Below are 19,262 nucleotides of genomic sequence, written 5' to 3' on the forward strand. Positions count from 1 at the left end.
ACGTCCCCTTATATGATCTATTACTTAATGGCCAGTTCAGCCAAAAATGCGCCTAAGGCACTTCGAGCTACCCGTTGTTGTTCGTTATCATTGCGTAAATATTTCACTGTCACCATGCCTTCGGCCAGTTCATCTTCACCAATCAGTAAGGCGACAGCTGCACCGCTTTTATCGGCACGTTTCATTTGTTTTTTCACATTACCGCCACCGCAGTGACTCATCACTTTAAGGTTTGGCAGCGCGCTGCGTAATTCCTGCGCAACTTTAATCGCTTCAACCAGACAGTTATCACCCATAGCAGTAACATACACATCCACTTCTGGCGGAATATCTTTGTTCAGTTCTAAGGTTTCAAGCAGCAAGACAATGCGCTCTAAGCCCATGGCGAAACCCACTGCTGGGGTATCTTTACCGCCTAACTGGGCGACTAAGCCGTCGTAGCGACCACCCGCAAGCACTGTACCTTGCGAGCCTAAACTCGATGTAACCCATTCAAATACTGTACGATTGTAATAATCTAAACCACGTACTAGGCGCGGATTAATGGTGTATTTGATACCCACAGCATCAAGTAGTTCACGCAATTGTGAAAAATGTGTCTTGGATTCTTCACCGAGGAAATCCATCAACTCAGGTGCACCAGCCAAAATAGCTTGGACATTTTGATCTTTTGAATCCAATACCCGCAGCGGATTGCTGTACATGCGACGCTTGCTGTCTTCATCGAGCGCATCTTTATGCAGTTCTAAAAACGCAATCAAGGCATCACGGTAAACCGCGCGCTCGGCGGGATCACCTAATGTATTAAGCTCTAACGACACGTGATCGCTAATACCGAGTTTTTCCCACAGGCGGGCTGATAACATCAAGACTTCAGCATCAATATCCGCTGTGCCTATGCCATACACTTCCACGCCAAATTGGTTAAATTGGCGATAGCGACCTTTTTGTGGGCGCTCATGACGGAACATAGGGCCCATATACCAAAGACGTTGTTCTTGGTTATATAGCAGACCGTTTTCGTTACCCGCACGCACTGTCGATGCCGTACCTTCTGGGCGTAACGTTAAGCTGTCACCGTTATTATCTGCGAAGGTATACATTTCTTTTTCAACAATATCAGTCACTTCACCGATAGAGCGTTTAAAGAGATCGGTATTTTCCACTATTGGAGTGCGGATTTCGCTGTAACCGTAAGCACTAACGCTCGAACGTAGTACCGCTTCCACTTTTTGCCATAGAGGACTTTGAGTTGGCAGAATGTCATTCATTCCGCGAATCGCTTGGATCTGTTTTGCCACTGTATCGACTCGTCCGATTTAGCTAAATTAATAAAAAATGTCACGCATTATAGGCTTTTGAACGTAAAACGTAAAACGACCCCGTCGGTTTCGGGGCCTAGCTCAAAATCATTAGGCGTAATCTATGCCCAAATGCAGATGCATATTACTCAGTTGTGTCTTTTATTTGAATCCGGTTCGCCATTTGACTGGCCTTAGCGCGAATTTTCGCTTCGAGGGAATCGACAATGTTGTCGTTATCAAAACGTTCTTTTTGACGTTCGCCCTCGTCGTAATATCCGCTCTTATTGTGTCCGCCGGTTAAACCGATATGCGACACTAAGGCTTCGCCTGGACCGTTCACTACGCAGCCGATAATAGACACATCCATGGCGGTAGTCACGTCTTCGAGGCGACGTTCTAACTCATTGACTGTGCTTATCACATCAAACTCTTGACGGGAGCAAGATGGGCAGGCGATGAAGTTAATCCCGCGGCTACGGATCCGCAGCGACTTTAAAATATCAAAACCGACTTTGATTTCTTCGACGGGATCGGCCGCAAGGGAAATACGCAGGGTATCACCGATACCTTCGGCCAATAACATGCCTAGACCCACGGCCGATTTAACTGAACCCGCGCGTGCGCCGCCCGCTTCGGTAATGCCTAAATGCAAAGGTTGACGGATTTGTTTTGCCAATAAACGATAGGATTCAACCGCTAAAAACACGTCGGAGGCTTTCACGCTGACCTTGAATTGGTCAAAGTTTAATCGGTCCAGAATATCTACATGGCGCATGGCCGATTCGAGCAAGGCTTGTGGCGTTGGCTCTTTGTACTTGTCCATCAGATCTTTCTCTAATGAACCGCCATTCACACCAATACGGATAGGAATATTGTGGTCACGGGCACATTCCACCACGCTACGAATACGCTCTTCGTTGCCGATATTGCCCGGATTAATACGCAAGCAATCAACACCATACTCGGCAACTTTTAAGGCAATGCGATAATCGAAATGGATGTCGGCCACTAAAGGCACCTTAACCGCTTGCTTAATGAGTTTAAAGGCTTCAGCCGCATCCATAGTTGGTACTGAGACACGAACTATATCGGCACCAACTTTTTCTAAGGCACGAATTTGAGCGATTGTCGCTTCAACATCTGTGGTCTTAGTATTGGTCATTGACTGAACAGCAATCGGCGCCCCATCACCAATCGGTACATTACCCACATAAATGCGGGTGGAAGGACGTCTTTTTATGGGAGTTTCATTATACATGCTTAATACGCTCTATTTCGGTACGTGCTGTAGATCATTAGGTGGTCGTTAAACCTTAGGTAAGGTTAAGCGCGCGACACGTCCCTTAGGGACATCAGCTAAGCTAACCATTTGACCATCTAAGCTTAATGTCGCCACTTGCGGCGCACCTAGAATAATTTTAAATGGTGGTACACCACTCACTTGCACTGTGTCGCCAGCGCCTTTCACACCATCGACTAACGCTTTACCTTTAGCATCGACAATGTTAATCCAGCAATCACCCGTTAACTGTACCTTGATAATCGATTCACCGGCAGCGGCCACCAGAGTATTGGTCGCTGTGGCTGGCGATGTTGAAACAGGCAAAGGTATTGCAGTTGCAACGGGCTGAGTTGCAGGCTGTTGCACAAACGTCTGTTGAGCTACCGTCTGTTCAGCTACCGAAGAGGCCGTTTGAGACGCTGTGGTTGCAGCATTAGCCGAGCCACCATCTTCATTACTCGTATCAACCGTTTGAGGATAATTATTGTCAGTAGGCCCAGTGCTCACATCAATAGTGCTGGCATCGGTATCTTTAATCGGGCCGTCAATTGACATAGAGCCGTTAGCCGCGATGTCGGTCAATTGTTGACTCGCATCGGTTTCGGTCAATAGTACGTCACCAGGTAGCGTTTGGTTCGCGGCGGCGACCTCTTCTGCTGTGGGTTTCGATACATCAATAGTGCTTAACAAAGTCGTTTTTTGCATCCACCAGACGACTAACGAGCCGAGTAACACAATAACGATAAAAATACTCAGCCAAGTTAAACGCGTATCGCGCGCTTGATAAGTCGTTTTACGGGAAAAGCTTTGCATTGCAGGCTCAGTCACCACAGGCACTTGGCGCACTAAACACGCTTCAATCAAAGCCGCATCCGCGCTGACCATACGGGCATAGTTTTTTACATAACCACGAACATAAGTGGATGAGGCAATATTGGTAAAATTGTCGGCTTCAAGATCTTCAACAATACGAGGGCGTAAATGCAATTTAACCGCCGCATCTTGAATACTAAGGCCCATTTTTTCACGGCCAGCTTTTAATAAGGTTCCAAGCGTTACATCTAGCGCGATAGATTGCGGTGCTACCGACTCAACTGGCGCATTGATTTCATGATCTTTCATTGATGCAAATTAACTCTGTATTGCTTGGCCTGAGGTGATGCTGGGAATTTGGCAAGCAATAAAATACCAAATCTCTTCACAGCGGCATCATCATTCACTGCCTGCTCTATTTTGATCCCGAGCGCTAAACTTTCTGGAGTTTGCTCAGCCACTTGGTGATATCGCGCTAATTGGTTTCGCGCCTGAATAAAATCACCTTGGTCGACTTCTAACTCTGCCAACTCCAGCAACGACACCGATCTTCTCGGGTCATACTTTAACGCCATCTGAAAATACTGTCGTGCCTTTTCTGCTTGTCCAGCTTCGCGGCTACAGAGACCTAAGTTCTCGTAGCTTGAGGCCGTTCGCGTATATTTGGGCATTTCGATTGCGGCCAAAAACATTTTTTCAGCTTTGTTGTATTGCTTTTGTTGGCACAAAAACACCCCGAAATTATTCATGGAATCGCCAGAGGCGTCCTTGGTACTAATGGCATTCATGTACGACTCTTCAGTACGTACTAGATCGCCCACGGTTTGATAGTAATAAGCCAAAGCGGTGTGCACATCTTCAAGCTCTGGGGCATATTCTAATGCTTTATCAAGATTGTATTTGGCTTGTTCCGAGTTACCTCGATTTAAATAGGTTAAACCGAGCTGCAAACGCTCGCGCGCGGCGGCGACTTTGTCTAACTTTCGTTCAGAAACCGGGATATCTGTCCCAGTATAAGTACGCTCAGTGACGCACCCTGTCATCAATAATGACAGGGTTAAAATCAACGAAAACCTTGGCAATCCATGCTTCATGGGCGAGCCTATAAATCTGTGCAAACAAAGAGTTAATTCATTGTGACTGAAATCTGGTTTTCTTGCATGCGTTTTTTTGCTAAACGTTTCGTTCTATCGCGAATATCACCCGCCAACTGACCACAGGCGGCGTCGATATCATCGCCACGGGTTTTACGCACGATCACAGTAAAACCATACTCCATTAGCACCTTAGAAAAACGGTCGATACGTGAGTTAGATGAACGACCGTAAGGCGAGCCGGGATACGGGTTGAATGGGATCAGATTCACCTTACAAGGTGTATCTTTCATCAACTTAGCTAACTCATGGGCTTGTTCTGTGCTGTCGTTGATGTGATCTAGCATCACATATTCAACCGTCACGCGGCCACGGTTTGCATTAGATTTGGCGATATAACGACGAATACCCGCTAAAAACTCATCCAGCGGATATTTTTTATTGATTGGGACCAGAATGTCACGTAGCTCATCATTTGGCGCATGGATACTCACAGCCAGTGCCACATCAAGCGCATCACCCAATTTATCTAACGCAGGTACGACGCCCGATGTTGATAGAGTTACGCGGCGCTTTGATAAGCTAAAACCAAAGTCATCGAGCATGATGTCCATCGCTGGGATCACATTGGCTAGGTTAAGCAATGGCTCGCCCATACCCATCATCACTACGTTAGTGATAGGACGCTCGCCCGTGTCTTTAGCAAAACCTAAAAAGTGCGATACACGCCAGATTTGGCCGACGATTTCAGAAACCGTTAAGTTACGGTTAAACCCTTGCTGCCCCGTAGAGCAGAAAGTACATTCCAGTGCACAACCCACTTGGGATGAGACGCACAAGGTCGCGCGGTCATCCTCAGGAATATAAACCGTTTCAACTTCTTGGCCTTGACCAACATTGATTGCGAATTTAATCGTCCCGTCGGTCGATTTTTGGAAGCTCGAAATTTCCGGCGCAACGATCTCGCAGCGAGCCGCCAATTTTTGACGTAACACTTTGTTGATGTTGGTCATCTCTTCGAAGTCACTGACGCCGAAATGATATAGCCATTTCATGAGCTGATCGGCACGAAAGGGTTTCTCTCCCATGTCCGCAAATAATGCGCGCATCGCCTTACGATCAAGGTCTAATAAATTGATCTTCTTTTCACTCATATAGCTAACCTCAACACCAAAACCGGATCCTGTAACAGGGCGGCGAATTATACAGACGCAAATAAATTTTAGCCAGTAACTCAATTAACCTATGCTAGAATCTCCACGGGCTAATATTGGCCTAAAATGCGGAGTTGTAATTCCACCTATATGTTAACCCTCATCATTATAGTGCTTGTCGCTGTCGGAGTTTCTTTTCTGTGCAGTGTGTTCGAAGCTGTTCTGCTATCGGTTACCCCAAGTTATATCGCATCACTCGAACAAACTGACAGTGCCGCAGCCGCGCGCTTGCGTAAACTGAAAGAAAATGTCGAAGCCCCTTTGGTGTCAATCCTTACGTTGAATACTATCGCCCATACCGTCGGCGCCGCCGTTGCGGGTGCGCAAGCAGCGAAAGTATTTGGTGACGATATGTTGGGTGTTTTCTCGGGCGTATTGACCTTTATTATTCTGTTCTTCTCAGAAATTATTCCTAAATCATTGGGTGCCAACCATTGGCGTCGCCTCGCACCGAGCGTGTCTGTTGCCGTGACGTGGATGAAGCGTGTCACTAAACCGCTGATCTGGATGTCGCAGCAAGTCACTCGCCTGATGGGCAAAGGCGATGAAGGCCAATATATCCGACAAGAAATGAGCGCGATGGCAAAAATCGGCCATGAATCCGGTGAGCTTGACGAGCAAGAGTCGAAAATTCTGACGCAAATGCTCAAGGTACGTGATATGCCCGTTACAGCAATCATGACACCGCGCACTGTGATGTTCTCGCTACCTGTGGATCTGACTCAAAATGAGTTTGTACGTCAATATCGTGACAAGCCTTTTACCCGTATTCCAGTATACGATCAGGATCATGACGATATTATCGGTTATATCACCCGTACCGATGTGTTGCTGGCTGAGCGTTACACACCAGAAGCACCGATTGGTGAGCTTAAACGGAGTTTATTTGTGGTGCCTGAAACCGCAAAAATTCTGCCACTTTTTGAGCGTATGATTAAACGTAACACCCAAATTGCTATGGTGGTCGACGAGTACGGCAGTAGCCAAGGTATTGTGACTCAAGAAGATATTATCGAATCTATGTTAGGATTAGAGATTGTCGATTTAAACGATCCCGCGACCGATATGCAGCAATTAGCACGTAAACTTTGGACTAAGCGCATGAAGCAAAAAGGCATTCGCCTATCCGATGACGGTGATTTTGAAGCCGCATCCGATGATGACGAAGCCAAATCCGGCTGAAGGCTAAGCCAGTTTAGTGCTTGTTAATATAAAGGGAGCCTAGCTCCCTTTATTCTTTTAGAATGCGGATAACTCAGAACCCTCTGAGCCTCGCATTTTGAGGTCGCTTGGGTATATACTCACCCGCCGTAATAGAGGTAAGTTATGACACAGAGCTACACACTCTCACTCGCGCACATTAATGACACCCATTCGAATTTTGAGCCCTGTCGCGTCCAATTTAGCCTTAACCTCGGCCAGCATAAGCTTGATGTAACCAGCCATAGCGGTGGTTATGCCCGCATCGGGCATCACATCACTAAGGCACGTCAAGCTGCTGCACAAACCAATACACCGTTTGTTTTCCTGCACGGTGGCGACAGCTTCCAAGGCACGCTTTATTTCAGCCATTTTAAAGGCAAGGCTAACGCCCACTTACTCAATCTGTTAGCGCCCGATGCTATGGTCATTGGCAACCACGATATCGATGAAGGTAACGCCAGACTTGCCGAGTTTGCTAAGCAGATTGATTTCCCATTGCTTGCGGGCAACATGGATTTAAGCCAAGAAGATCTCAACAAACCCGGTTGTCTGCGCGGTTTGCCTAATATCTTGGATTATGATCACCAGCAAAAACGCGCGAAATATCTGCTTAAGCCTTTCCACGATAAGACGTTAGCCATTGTCGGTATTACGTTAGATCAAATGAAAGAGATCGCTCGCCCCGATCCCGACACTCATTTTGTCGATGCTATCGCCACAACCGCACGCACGGTTGAGCACCTTAAAAATCAAGGCATCAAACATATTATCGTGCTCAGCCACTTAGGCCTAGATCAAGATAAGCGCCTTGCGGCCGAAGTAGAGGGTATTAGCCTGATCGTAGGCGGTCACACGCATACGCTACAGGGCGATTTTCGCGCCTTAGGTTTGAGCAACCTACCCTACGGTGAAGTCATCAATAACACACCGATAGTGCACGCGGGGAAATATGCCGAAGTCGTCGGCTTAGCCGAGATAACATTTGATGCTGAAGGTAAAGTGCAGAGCTTAACTGGCGGCAATTACTTCATGCTGGATCAGCACTTTATCTTAAGTGCTAACACAACCGTCGATAACCAAGATTACCAAGATTACCAAGCGGTGCGCCAACAGCTCAGTCAGCATCCAAATGTCCTTTGGGATGATGCCGATACCGATATTGATGGCGTTATTCGAGACATCTACAAACCCGCCATCGCAGAGATGGAAAACAAAGTCTTAGCACTGGTGCCAAAAAACTTAGTCCATACCCGCTTACCGTCTAAGGCCCTGCCCCACGGCAGTGAAATTGCGCCTTGGGTCAGTCGCAGCATGTTCCAAGAAGCTAAGCTTGTCGACCCTAGGGTGAACTTTGCCCTGCATAATGCCGGCGGTGTACGCCAATCGGTGGCCCAAGGTCAGTTGACGCTAGCGGATGTGATGGGGCAATTGCTGCCCTTCGAATTACCATTAGTTAAGTATGAAATTCAAGGTCAGTTCCTCTATCAAGCGCTCGAATCGGCGATTAACGCGGCAACCAACAACAGTGTCCGTGGTACAGGAGCAGGCAGCTTCCCTTACACCTATGGCCTACGGTATTACTACGATGGGCGGCGTCCACTGGGCGAGCGTTTATTCAGATTGGAGATGATGCAGCAGGACAGCCAATCCCTTTGGTATCCCGTTGAGCCTGAGTCACTGTATGTCGGGGTATCGACGTCTTACACCGCTGCGGGTAAGGAAGGCTATCATCCATTGCTGCAAGCTCGCTGGCAGGAGTCGATGGAGTCTCTGACGTTGCCACAGGCCTTTATTCGATTCTTAAATCGCTCACCGAATCTGTCTGATTTACTGTCACAGCACGTGCATTACACCAGCCACAGCCAACGTATGGGTTAAGTGCCAATGCTCCTCATGGCGTCAACATTGATGCAGTGAGGAGCAAAGTGAGTGGCTGCTTACAAAGCGCTAAACAAACCTGAGCTTAAAATTGCCAATCACATTGCGGTAAACGCGCAGTAAACCAATCCTGCGCCTTGCCCTGCGCGTCTTTGCGCCACGCCATAAACACAGCTTGGGGTGGGCGCGGCATTTCCACATGACAAGCCACTAAGCTTCCCGCCGTCAACGCATCTAAGATCAAGTGTTTTGGAATGTAGCCTACGCCGAGTCCTAATTGCTGCGCTTTAATCTTGGTCTGCATATTCGGCACCCGGATCACCTGACGACTATCAAATAAGCCGCTCGAGCGCTGCGCTAAGGCGGTCGAACTATCTGCCACCACAATGGAAGGAAATTGCAACAATGCCTCGGTCGGAATAGGACCGGCGTGCTGCGCCAATGGGTGGGCAGGATTTAATGCAAACACAAACTCCAATTCACCGATTTCGACCAGATGATATTGACCTTTTGGCAGTTCACCCGTTACGCCGATGGCAATATCGGCACGGCCCGAATAGAGTGCATCCCAGCCGCCACCTAAGGACTCTTCACTGATGTTCACCGTCACTTGCTTACCCAGCTCAGTAAATTCCCCGATCAACTGCAATAGGGGTAAATCCGGCACGACAGTATCAATTGCTAAGGTTAACGAAGACTCCCAGCCGGTCTCGAGTTGACGCACCGCTTCTTCGAGTCTGGATGTTGCCGAAAGGATCTCTCGCCCTTGGCGCAGCACAAGTTGACCGACTAAGGTCAGTTCGGCGCGTTGGCCCTTACGTTCAAATAATTTTGTGCCTAAATCGCTTTCCAGTTTCTGCACTGTGTAGGTCAGCGCCGACGGCACTCGGAACAAGGACTCGGCCGCTGCGGAAAAACTACCTTTTCTATCAATGGCATCGAGTACGATTAATCCATCGAGACTAATAGATGGCAACATAAAAACCTCATATTCAAATTATTTGAAGTAGACATTGAAAATGTTCCGATTTTCTTTGCCAAAGGTCAAGTCTACACTGCTTAGCAATGGAGAGGTTCTACGGAACTCACTGCCGAAATCGGATGTAGATACTGAGTAAAGTTAAGTTAGAACAGATTTAAAAACTGAGTTAAAACTGATTGAACAACACACTTAAATACTTGTTAAATAATTTGAAATAAGGAATACCCCATGAAAGCACTCATCGCAAAAACACTCAAATCAGCCCCTAGTCTTGCCCCACTGGCACTGCGTATTCCTATCGGGATTATCTTAATCGCCCATGGTTCACAAAAACTGTTTGGCTGGTTCGGTGGTTACGGCTTAGAAGGCACTGGACAATGGATGGCATCCATTGGTCTGACGCCAGGTTACTTAATGGCACTGATGGCAGGTTCAAGTGAATTCTTCGGCGGCCTATTCCTGTTACTCGGCCTGCTGACTCGCCCAACCGCCCTCGTATTGTCATTCACTATGATAATAGCGATTTTCTCAGTACACATAGGCAACGGTCTGTTCCTTGCCAACAACGGTTACGAATTTGGTCTCGCCCTACTAGCAGCCACAGTGTCATTGGCGGTTTCAGGTGCCGGTAAGTTCGCTATCGATAACCTATTCGCTAACCGCATCAAATAAAGGGGAAGCAAGATGATCACATTAAGAAAAGCACAGGACCGCGGTCAAGCAGATTTAGGCTGGCTAAAGAGTCAACATACCTTCTCTTTCTCTAGTTACTATGACCCAGAGCACATGGGGATTTCATCCCTAAGAGTCATCAACGATGACAGAGTAACGCCCGGCGCAGGTTTTGATACCCATGGCCATAAAGACATGGAGATCATCAGTTACGTGATATCTGGCACTATCGCCCATAAAGATAGTTTCGGTAATATCAAAACCTTACCCGCAGGTGAGTTTCAATTGATGTCGGCGGGTAAAGGCATTTACCACAGCGAGTTCAATGCTTCTAATACTGAGCCGCTACACTTTTTACAAATTTGGATCCGTCCAGATACCTTAGGCATAGATGCGGGTTATCAGCAAAAGGCATTCGAACAGAGTTCACCACTGACGGCCGTGGTGACACCAAACGGTGAAAATGGCACGCTGAAAGTGCAGCAGGATGCGACCTTATATCGTTTAATGTTGAGCGAAGGCGAAAAAGTGACGATGGCCAGAACCGCCGAACAAGCGAGTCGTCATCTGTATGTTCAATTGATTGAAGGTACGCTGGATATCAATGGCACAACACTCACGGCGGGGGACGGCGCACATCTGACCCAACTCGCCAGTATCGACTTTACGGCAATAAGCGGCCAAGTCACCGCATTAGTGTTCGACTTGTCTGCTAACGCGTAATACCAGCGATGGCTTAACTGAACCACTCAGTACAGCCGTTTCACGATTGAGCAAACGATTAAGCAAGTCATTGAGCAAACCGTTGAGTAAGTGATTACATGCCAGCTTGATAAGCACTCACCGAGAAGCACTGCCACAAGTCATCTTTGGCAGTGTTTTTTATTGGCGTTTTGATGGCCATGTTATAAGGCGATGTTATAAAAGCAGTGCTAACGGCCTCGTTGAGCGAACCAGACCTGCACCTTGATACGCTGAGTTATAGCGCGAGTGTCATGCTGAAATTAACCAAGACTTGGGCTTGGCCCTGTGCTTTATCCGCCGCATTCAAAAAGCGCTTATGTTCATTACGACGAATACTGCGAAACCCCTGTTTCTCAAAAAAAGGTCGCGCGAGATAGGATGCTTCAACCGTTAACCGTTTCAGCGCTAAAATTTTAACTTCTTCAAACAACGCAAAATACAAAGAGGTGGCCACCCCAGAACGGGCATATTCGGGATGCACGAACAGACATTCCACTTCGGCAGCGGCTTCAACTTCACTGTCGGCGCCTATCTTAAGATTGATAAACCCCACCAGCATGTTATCCGCTTCAGCCACCCAAATCGTGGTGCCCTTTAAGCGTTCGAGCCAATACTGCTCACTACGGGTCTCTCCTTCGATATAAGCCCAAGCTGAGCGCTCGGCAAACGAGTAAAACTCGCCAGAGCCTTGCATCACACTCGCCTCAAAGATCGCCGCCAACTGCGAGACATCCGATGGCGTAAATAGTCGGATCTTCATTCTCTGCCCTCCATCTTGAATTGTTAATCGCTTAAGATTAACCGTATTCTAATCTAAGTTAAATAGCGCTGATTTAACTTAAATCGAGTCACGCAACGGCGTTAAGCTAATGTTTTACTATGGAATACCTTACATTACTTTTTGGGTTAACCCCTAGTGAGCCAATGTTAAACATTCTGTTCCATATTCTTTTCCATATAAAAGCCTGGGATCACTTGCCCAAGTTTTTGCTGATAACTGCGCTGTATTTGGATAAATCCCATTCGAGTAAACAATCCTTTAGACAGATAAGATGCGTCCACACTCAAGCGCGCATAGCCTTGGGCCTTAGCCCACGCTTCTAAAACAAGATAGGCACGCTCACCCAATCCCTTAGCTTGATAATCTGGATGGATATATAAGCTGTCTACATAACCTTGGTGGGCAAAATGGGTTTCGACATTGATAAAACCGCAGCAAATTGAAGAAGCTGTCGCTGCGTCTTTAGCTAATACCACCCACGCCTTCGAGCGGTTTAAGCGCAAATCCCAATGTTTAGCCGATCTTGGCGCCGCAGACCAAGCGGCAAGTTGCGCCTGTGAATAACGAGCATGGGTGATGTTATGCACGCAAAGATGAACTAACTCACTCACCTCACGGGCATAACATGACTGGTAAGGCTGGATCTCAAACTGTTCAAACGCCGTCACTTAATTGTTCTCTGTTGAGTCATAACCGCTAGCAATAGTGCTATTTTGCCGCGTTTCGCTTAATCGAGATAGGCTCAAATTTTGCGGTTTTAATGGTTAGAAACAAAAACGGCCTCGATAATATCGAAGCCGTTTGCTTAAAGAGGCGCACAGGTTAGCGCACTCGTTACTGTTACTGTTACTTCTTATCGATTTGACCGACAAATAACAGCTTATCAAAGGTGCGGTTTAAGGTTTTGCTAGTGAATTCGTTCATCCACATTTGTTCAACCACAGCCACTTTATCGCCTTTACTCACTTCAGTTTGAGGACCCGCAGCCCAAAAAGTAGTGTCAGCTTCTTTAATCTGTACGTAGGTGTAACCACCACCGTTCATCGTATCAACAACAGTACCCTCGTGGGTGACACCTTGAGCCCAAGCACTTGATATGCCTAACGCTAAAGTCGCTACTGCCGCTAATTTTACCCATTTTGCCATCATGCATGCGTTCCTTTTGTTTTGCTAATATGCTGCATTAAAGCATGCTAAAAACAATAAATCGCTAATCTCTATCACGAAATACAACACTTATCGCAAAAGCAGTATTTTTCTTAAAAAGAAGGGAACTCATTTCAACAGCGGTTTTAGCATGCCTTCTAAACCATTAAGCTTGATTTCGTACATTAGGGCTAATTGCTCACCGAGTTTGCCCTGGGGGAAACCTTGCTTATGGAACCACACCAAATAGGGCTCGGGTAATTCCAGCAACTTACGTCCAGCGTACTTACCAAAGGGCATTTTTTGATTTACAGCGTCGATGAGTAGTTGCTGATCCATAGATTGTTATCTCGTGCAGTTCATCCCGATAATCCCAAGGATACTACAACATAAGCCAATCAATGTCGCCGTTAACTCATACAACACTCCCACATAAGTCATCCAGCACTTAAATACTAAGGTGAGTACCATAAACGCACAAACTACATTCCCAGCTGAATCCTAAGCAACAATCTTTAATAGATTTGGCCCTAAATTAGCGCATGGCGCATATTGAAAACCATATTCACTGCATAAGCGTTCAGACTCACCATAGGCGGTAATGCTGATACAAGTCCCAGAACTTGCGTGTCCATCGACAAAGTCCATCACTCGCTCAAGCATGATCTTCGCCAGCCCATAGGATTGGTATTCGGGCAACACGATAAAATCTTCAATGGCCAAATGCCCAGGCTTATTACCGTAAACACACGCCGTAGCTAACAGATTAGACTTAGCGACTCCCGCGCCAGCATGCTCCATTTCAGCATTGTCACTCAATCGGATAGAGACCCAAAACAGTGCCTGCACATCCGCAAGCTCAACACCGATGGAAGGGCGGCCAGCGGCACTACGCAGATTGAGTAATTCATGGAATAGCGGTGCTGTTTCAACGAGTTCAAACTTAATAGGCATAATAGTTTTGATATCCATTTGGCATCCCTTCTCTCATGGTTGAAATTGCAAGCGATTTAGACGGCAGTCTAAGAGATGATAAAGCCAGCATTTGGCAGTTTGATGACAAGCACCTCACCAAACAAGACCACTTTCGACTGAGAAGTCGATTCTTTACACGGATTCATTAATAACATTTAGCAATATAAAATTAACATTTATACCGATAGAGAAATAAAAAGTCAGGATTCACATTTTGTGAACAGGCATAGATTGCAACAAACAAGCCTGCAACTTGATACCACTCAAATTAAACCTTTTAAAAATAAAAACTTAAAATATCACTCACAAATTATTCCTCAACTATTACTTGTCAAATTAACGGCACGTGACCAGATACTGACAAAAAACCATTGCTGACAATTTAATCAAAAACCGTCAAAAAATCAGCCAATTGACTGAAGTTAACATAAGGTTTACATTCGATTTCGAGCACAAAAACGGTGTGGCTCCCAACTCATCAACTCGCTGCCCAAGGGTCATCAAAAGAATTAAGGAATGCGTCATGATAGTGTTAATCGGCGGAGAAAAAGGCGGCAGCGGTAAAAGTTGTTTAGCCCAAAACATAGCTGTCTTTCTAACCACAGAATGCAATGCCTCAGTCATTATGGTGGACTGCGATCCCCAACGCACCACATCAGATTGGATCCAGGCAAGGAACAATAATCCCAAATTGGCCAGCATCAATTGCGTGCAGCTTTACGGCAAGATCCGTAATGACTTGCTCAGTCTTGAACAACATTATGATGTCGTCATAGTCGACTGTGGTGGTCAAGATAACTTAGCGCTACGTGCAACCATGTCTGTCGCCGCTTACATTTTAATACCCTTAAGACCTAAGCGCCGCGATTTGAAAACCGTTAGCCACATGGACGATATCGTCGCAACCTGTAAGATGATAAACCCAAAGCTACAGGCTTCATTTGTCATTACCCAATGCCCAAGTTTACCTAATCAAGCTAACCGAATTCTAGAAGCCAAAGAAGTCTGTAAAACCTATGATATCAACGTCCTTGATGCAATAACCTACTGCCGTAATGTGTATGATGACAGCGAAGAGTCAGGGCTATCAGTGATTGAAATCGACCCTAGCGGAAAGGCCGCAGAAGAAATCCGTACTATTGCCTATGAATTATTCCAAGTCGATTGCGCCGCGAGTTTAGAAGACAACCTACACCCTGCAAAGCCTCCTCAGAGTACTGGTAAAGGTCAGATGCACAATGGTTTGATAAATAATAGTTTGAGCAATAATGGCTTGCACCATCAAGCTCAACACTCTCACCTTACCACTCAACAAAGGGGGCAAAATGGGACTCAGCGACCTCAAGAAAAACGCTATGCCATCTAGCAACATACAGCCGTCGCTTTCGTTAGATGAGTTTATTGAGGCAGCCAACTTATATGCAATGGGACAAAGCCCTAATAAGACAAAAGGCAGTCATTTCGCTTTTGAAGCAGCGACGACGAACGCTAAAACCGCTGACCAAACATTCACTAACATAACAACTGACACTGGGCTGAATCATTCCAATGTACTGATCTTGCATAAACAGAGCTTAGGAACAGAAGTCTTATCGCCAGCAAACGTTGAGGCGAAAACTCACTATCGCAAGGCTACGTTTTCACTTAGCGAAGTGGCCATAGGCCAGCTCGCGACCTTGTCGCAAGACAGCACGCTCTCCAAATCGAAACTGCTCCGATTCTTGATTGAACAACATTACGAGCTGCCCATTGCCCTGAGGCAATTACGAGAACAACAGCGCCAAAACCGTTAACACTTCGCAATACTCCCCCCTTTTCCGGTAACTCAGCTAAGCTCGGGTTATCGGCTTTTTTACTCAAGAACAAAAAACTAAAATATAAACCACAATATAATCGCGGCATAAGTGCTGATCCCATCTATCCTTAAATGTACAGAATGATGAATAAGTGTTATTTATTCACAGTGAATCAGTAACGTTAAGGTGTATTTTTTGCGAAAGCCAAACCAACTTATCTGTCTTTGTTTAAGCGCTGCGTTTCTAATGCCCTGCTATGCTGAGTTTTCATTGGCACAAATCCCGCCGCTCACGAACAAAGCGCCCATCACCTTAGTCGCAGAAAAGGGATTTTGGACCGACTATTTAACGCAAGAAATGTTGCCTAAATTCACTGAAAAAACCGGTGTAAAAGTGCAAGTGATCAGCACCGAACTCGATAGTATGTTTAATTTGCAGACCCAAGATTTACTCCAAGGTTCAGGCAAATACGACTTGCTGACGATGGAAGCTGGCTGGGCAAAAGAATGGGCAGCCAATGGCTACACAGTCCCTTTAGTCGAACTCGCAAAACTCTACGATCCCGACGGTGAAAAGGCCATGGAGAAATACCTAGAACCCTATTACCCATCGCTACTGAACATCTTATCCTACCATGGAGAAATCCATGCTATTCCCTACAATAACTATGTGATGGGTAATCATTACCGAGCCGACCTCTTCGATAATAACACTGAAAAAACACATTTTCAGAGCCAGTTCGGTTACCCGCTCGCACCAGCAAAAACCTTAACCGAGTTACGGGATCAAGCCCAGTTTTTCACCCGTAAAGCGGGCACTATGTTGGCGGATAAAATGTTAACCCACGACTTTTATGGCTTGGCGCTAATGTCGGGTGATAAGCCACATATTAACGATGAATTTTCCAGCATGATCTGGAGCTTAGGCGGCGCTTGGATGCAGCCAATTTATAATGAACAAAAAAAGATCAGTCATTTTGAGGTGCCGACTATCAACCATGAGGCCATCAAAGCCGCTAAGCTTTATCGCGAATTAATGCCCTATGCCGTACCTGCTAACGAGCAATTTGCCTTCAATGAGGCTGCCAATGCAATCGCCACAGGGCAAGCGGCAATGTGGCCTTTCGCTTACAATAATTTGTGGCATAAATCCTTCAAAGTTGAGCAAAATATTCCCGGCGCACGCCTTGCTGTGAGTCAAGTACCCGGCGGTTATCCCTATAACGGCGCCTATGCTTTTGCCGTGAGTTATGACAGCAAAAATCCCCAAGCGGCCTATTGGCTCATCAAATATATGGGCACCTATGAGGCGCAACACGCTTATGCCTTGGGCGGCGGTAACCCCTGTCGTATGGATGTTGTGACCGCCAACGAATTTAAAAGTGAATCATTAAGGACCATAGCGGGGGCATTCGAAGCAAGCCATATCGCGAATATGTTTTGGTCAACTAAGGTGTTAGAACTTGGGCATTTTACCAGTACAGCCATGGGACAGATTTACCCTGAACTCAGCCATGCATGTTATCGCGCTAGCCGCATGCCAGCTGACAGCGAGGATATTTTTATTAAATTAAGTGCAGAGATAAAACACCTCCAAAATACCTATGGAGAGGTACCTGCGATTGACAAGAAAACTAATGACAAGCACTAAGCCGCTGAAAAGCCTAAAACAAAAAATAACCTTAGCCTTCTATATCATAGTGGGCATGGCGCTGTTTAATGGTGTTGTTGCGATACTACTGTCTCAGCAACTGAAATCAGAAATTGAGCAACTGGTGGGCGTCGATGTGGTAAAAGTCACCACTGCGCTACAACTGGCAAAAAACAGTGAAAAACTCCAAATCATCACAGCGCGTCTTAATCATTATGATAATGAACAACAAAGACTTCGTCTATTGAGTGAACTCTCGGCGCAGTGGGAACGACTAATTAATGACTCCCGATTACTGACGTCCATTGAAACCTCTGCAGTCAGTAAGCAAGAATTGAATCACGCGTTAGATATTCAACTTTACTATTTACAACAGTTGCCATTACTTGGCGAGTTAACCGATTCCGCCCTTCAAGCCAATTTACAAGCGGCAAATATTCAAGCCAATTTAACTTCAATGGCATCGGGATTTACCGATGAAATGCAAACCCAATTTCACCGTATCAATGCCGATTCTGAACGTCAACTTAAGCTGAAAAATTTTGACAAGATTTCGGTGAACATCAATACCAATCAGCAATTGTCTCAATTTAGTCATTTGGGAGAACACTTATTTACCAGCCTCTCTCAAGTAAAAATTATCGACAATCTAGTTGAGCTTAACCACACCCAAAGAGAAGCGATGCGGCTACTGTTAAATATGGAGGCGATTCTCGAAGGGATTAACGGGGATACCGGTTTATATTTCAATTTGTTATCGCAAATAAAGCAGACCATGGTCGGTGAAGATAACCTATTTGAACTGTCCCGCAAGGCCATTAAAAGTACCTATATAGCCAATGCGCATTTAGAGTACCAAGCCGATGCCGCGCAAATAGTTGCGACCTATACCCAGAATCTGGTTAACCAAGTCGAAAATGAAATCCAACAAACGGGCGGCGAGCTTAAAAGTGACAGCACCGCATTTATCATATTGATTTTCTGCAGTGGCATTTTGTATTGCTTCTTCATCTGGCTCACCAGCTGGCACTTTATCACTAAGGGGATTATCAAGCCTGTGATGGCGACGCGAGATGCCATGAATGCCATCGCCCATGAAAAACTCGACACCCGTATGCCTGTCACCGATAACCTAGAGCTGCAGCAAATGGTGAGTTCATTAGAAACACTCAAAAGCTATGCGGCGCAAGTTAAAGGAATGGCGGAAACCGACGGACTAACGGGCTGCTACAACCGTCGCTATTTAGACATGCAACTCCAAAAAGAACTCGAGTATGCCAGGGATCATAATATGCCTCTGGGCATCATTTTGTTTGATATTGATAACTTTAAACAATTTAACGACAGATATGGCCATGTCGCTGGCGACCAATGCCTGCAGAAAATTGTTAACGCCGCAAAATCCCTCTTAAAACGCCCAACTGACATACTTGCCCGCTATGGTGGTGAAGAGTTTATGCTAGTGCTGCCATCGAGTCATCTCGAGGATATCTATCTATTTGCCGAACAGTTGCGTGAGAAAATCATCAGCTTAGAAATCCCCCATGAAGACTCTCCCCATTCGGGCATACTTACCATCAGCGCGGGGATTACCTGTTGGCAGCTACCGCAACTACTGGATGCGAATAGTTTAATTAATCGAGCCGATGAAGCCCTTTATCATGCCAAACTGACGGGGCGTAACCGCACCGAGGCCCTCCTCTGCCAACCCATTCACTATGCCTAACC

Annotated in this window: 19 protein-coding genes; 8 read left to right on the forward strand and 11 right to left on the reverse strand. The window is 46.1% G+C overall.

Features of this window, described 5'->3' with window-relative positions; translation table 11 throughout:
* Positions 1-20 precede the first annotated feature (20 nt).
* The 5 genes from hisS to Q4Q52_RS00855 all read right to left on the reverse strand — a co-directional run bounded on the left by hisS (position 21) and on the right by Q4Q52_RS00855 (position 5,647).
* Positions 21-1,301, reverse strand: a complete 1,281-nt coding sequence (gene hisS / locus Q4Q52_RS00835; protein WP_063883275.1) for a histidine--tRNA ligase — start codon at positions 1,299-1,301, stop codon at positions 21-23.
* 145 nt (positions 1,302-1,446) lie between these two features.
* Positions 1,447-2,562, reverse strand: coding sequence for a flavodoxin-dependent (E)-4-hydroxy-3-methylbut-2-enyl-diphosphate synthase (gene ispG / locus Q4Q52_RS00840; RefSeq protein WP_311987681.1), 1,116 nt, complete (start codon positions 2,560-2,562; stop codon positions 1,447-1,449).
* 48 nt (positions 2,563-2,610) lie between these two features.
* The gene (locus Q4Q52_RS00845; protein ID WP_311989614.1) at positions 2,611-3,708 is read right to left on the reverse strand and encodes a RodZ domain-containing protein; all 1,098 of its coding nucleotides are present in this window, start codon (positions 3,706-3,708) and stop codon (positions 2,611-2,613) included.
* Positions 3,705-4,493: a type IV pilus biogenesis/stability protein PilW gene (gene pilW, locus Q4Q52_RS00850; protein WP_106649958.1), complete on the reverse strand. Its 789-nt coding sequence runs from the start codon at positions 4,491-4,493 to the stop codon at positions 3,705-3,707. Before pilW ends, Q4Q52_RS00845 begins: the two co-directional genes overlap by 4 nt.
* A gap of 32 nt (positions 4,494-4,525) precedes the next feature.
* Positions 4,526-5,647, reverse strand: coding sequence for a bifunctional tRNA (adenosine(37)-C2)-methyltransferase TrmG/ribosomal RNA large subunit methyltransferase RlmN (locus tag Q4Q52_RS00855; protein WP_106649957.1), 1,122 nt, complete (start codon positions 5,645-5,647; stop codon positions 4,526-4,528).
* A gap of 150 nt (positions 5,648-5,797) precedes the next feature.
* Between Q4Q52_RS00855 and Q4Q52_RS00860 the strand changes: the two genes are divergently transcribed.
* Positions 5,798-6,889 carry a hemolysin family protein gene (locus Q4Q52_RS00860; RefSeq protein ID WP_311989615.1) on the forward strand — a complete coding sequence of 364 codons (1,092 nt, stop codon included), beginning with the start codon at positions 5,798-5,800 and terminating at the stop codon, positions 6,887-6,889.
* 144 nt (positions 6,890-7,033) lie between these two features.
* Entirely contained in the window at positions 7,034-8,788 is a 1,755-nt protein-coding gene (locus tag Q4Q52_RS00865; protein WP_311989616.1) for a bifunctional metallophosphatase/5'-nucleotidase, read from the forward strand.
* 85 nt (positions 8,789-8,873) lie between these two features.
* Here the strand turns inward: Q4Q52_RS00865 and Q4Q52_RS00870 are convergent, their stop codons facing one another.
* Entirely contained in the window at positions 8,874-9,767 is an 894-nt protein-coding gene (locus Q4Q52_RS00870; RefSeq protein ID WP_311989617.1) for a LysR substrate-binding domain-containing protein, read from the reverse strand.
* A 231-nt stretch (positions 9,768-9,998) separates the two neighbouring features.
* Between Q4Q52_RS00870 and Q4Q52_RS00875 the strand changes: the two genes are divergently transcribed.
* Together Q4Q52_RS00875 and Q4Q52_RS00880 are read left to right on the forward strand one after the other, a co-directional pair.
* Positions 9,999-10,442, forward strand: coding sequence for a DoxX family protein (locus tag Q4Q52_RS00875; protein ID WP_011847349.1), 444 nt, complete (start codon positions 9,999-10,001; stop codon positions 10,440-10,442).
* Positions 10,443-10,454: 12 nt separating this feature from the next.
* A complete protein-coding gene (locus tag Q4Q52_RS00880; protein ID WP_311989618.1) occupies positions 10,455-11,165 on the forward strand; it encodes a pirin family protein in 711 nt (236 codons plus the stop codon).
* 256 nt (positions 11,166-11,421) lie between these two features.
* Here Q4Q52_RS00880 and Q4Q52_RS00885 read toward each other — a convergent pair whose 3' ends face one another.
* The 5 genes from Q4Q52_RS00885 to Q4Q52_RS00905 form a co-directional block, all read right to left on the reverse strand.
* A complete protein-coding gene (locus Q4Q52_RS00885) occupies positions 11,422-11,946 on the reverse strand; it encodes a GNAT family N-acetyltransferase (RefSeq protein ID WP_311989619.1) in 525 nt (174 codons plus the stop codon).
* A 167-nt stretch (positions 11,947-12,113) separates the two neighbouring features.
* A complete protein-coding gene (locus Q4Q52_RS00890; RefSeq protein ID WP_107946905.1) occupies positions 12,114-12,635 on the reverse strand; it encodes a GNAT family N-acetyltransferase in 522 nt (173 codons plus the stop codon).
* Positions 12,636-12,813: 178 nt separating this feature from the next.
* Positions 12,814-13,116 (reverse strand): NrfJ, encoded by a 303-nt coding sequence (locus tag Q4Q52_RS00895; protein ID WP_106649949.1) that lies wholly within the window; start codon positions 13,114-13,116, stop codon positions 12,814-12,816.
* A 126-nt stretch (positions 13,117-13,242) separates the two neighbouring features.
* Positions 13,243-13,452, reverse strand: a complete 210-nt coding sequence (locus Q4Q52_RS00900) for a DUF3820 family protein (RefSeq protein WP_006082494.1) — start codon at positions 13,450-13,452, stop codon at positions 13,243-13,245.
* Positions 13,453-13,614: 162 nt separating this feature from the next.
* The gene (locus tag Q4Q52_RS00905; RefSeq protein WP_106649948.1) at positions 13,615-14,085 is read right to left on the reverse strand and encodes a GNAT family N-acetyltransferase; all 471 of its coding nucleotides are present in this window, start codon (positions 14,083-14,085) and stop codon (positions 13,615-13,617) included.
* A 526-nt stretch (positions 14,086-14,611) separates the two neighbouring features.
* Here Q4Q52_RS00905 and Q4Q52_RS00910 point away from each other — a divergent pair.
* The 4 genes from Q4Q52_RS00910 to Q4Q52_RS00925 all read left to right on the forward strand — a co-directional run bounded on the left by Q4Q52_RS00910 (position 14,612) and on the right by Q4Q52_RS00925 (position 19,260).
* Complete coding sequence (locus Q4Q52_RS00910; RefSeq protein WP_311989620.1) at positions 14,612-15,454, forward strand: AAA family ATPase; 843 nt, start codon at positions 14,612-14,614, stop codon at positions 15,452-15,454.
* Positions 15,414-15,881 carry a CopG family transcriptional regulator gene (locus Q4Q52_RS00915; protein WP_311989621.1) on the forward strand — a complete coding sequence of 156 codons (468 nt, stop codon included), beginning with the start codon at positions 15,414-15,416 and terminating at the stop codon, positions 15,879-15,881. The genes Q4Q52_RS00910 and Q4Q52_RS00915 overlap by 41 nt, the downstream gene beginning before the upstream one ends.
* A gap of 249 nt (positions 15,882-16,130) precedes the next feature.
* Entirely contained in the window at positions 16,131-17,534 is a 1,404-nt protein-coding gene (locus Q4Q52_RS00920) for an ABC transporter substrate-binding protein (protein WP_106649945.1), read from the forward strand.
* Complete coding sequence (locus Q4Q52_RS00925) at positions 17,521-19,260, forward strand: GGDEF domain-containing protein (RefSeq protein ID WP_311889325.1); 1,740 nt, start codon at positions 17,521-17,523, stop codon at positions 19,258-19,260. Before Q4Q52_RS00920 ends, Q4Q52_RS00925 begins: the two co-directional genes overlap by 14 nt.
* Positions 19,261-19,262: the final 2 nt, after the last annotated feature.

Source organism: Shewanella sp. SP1S2-4 (assembly GCF_031932075.1).
Classification (GTDB): Bacteria; Pseudomonadota; Gammaproteobacteria; order Enterobacterales; family Shewanellaceae; genus Shewanella; species Shewanella baltica.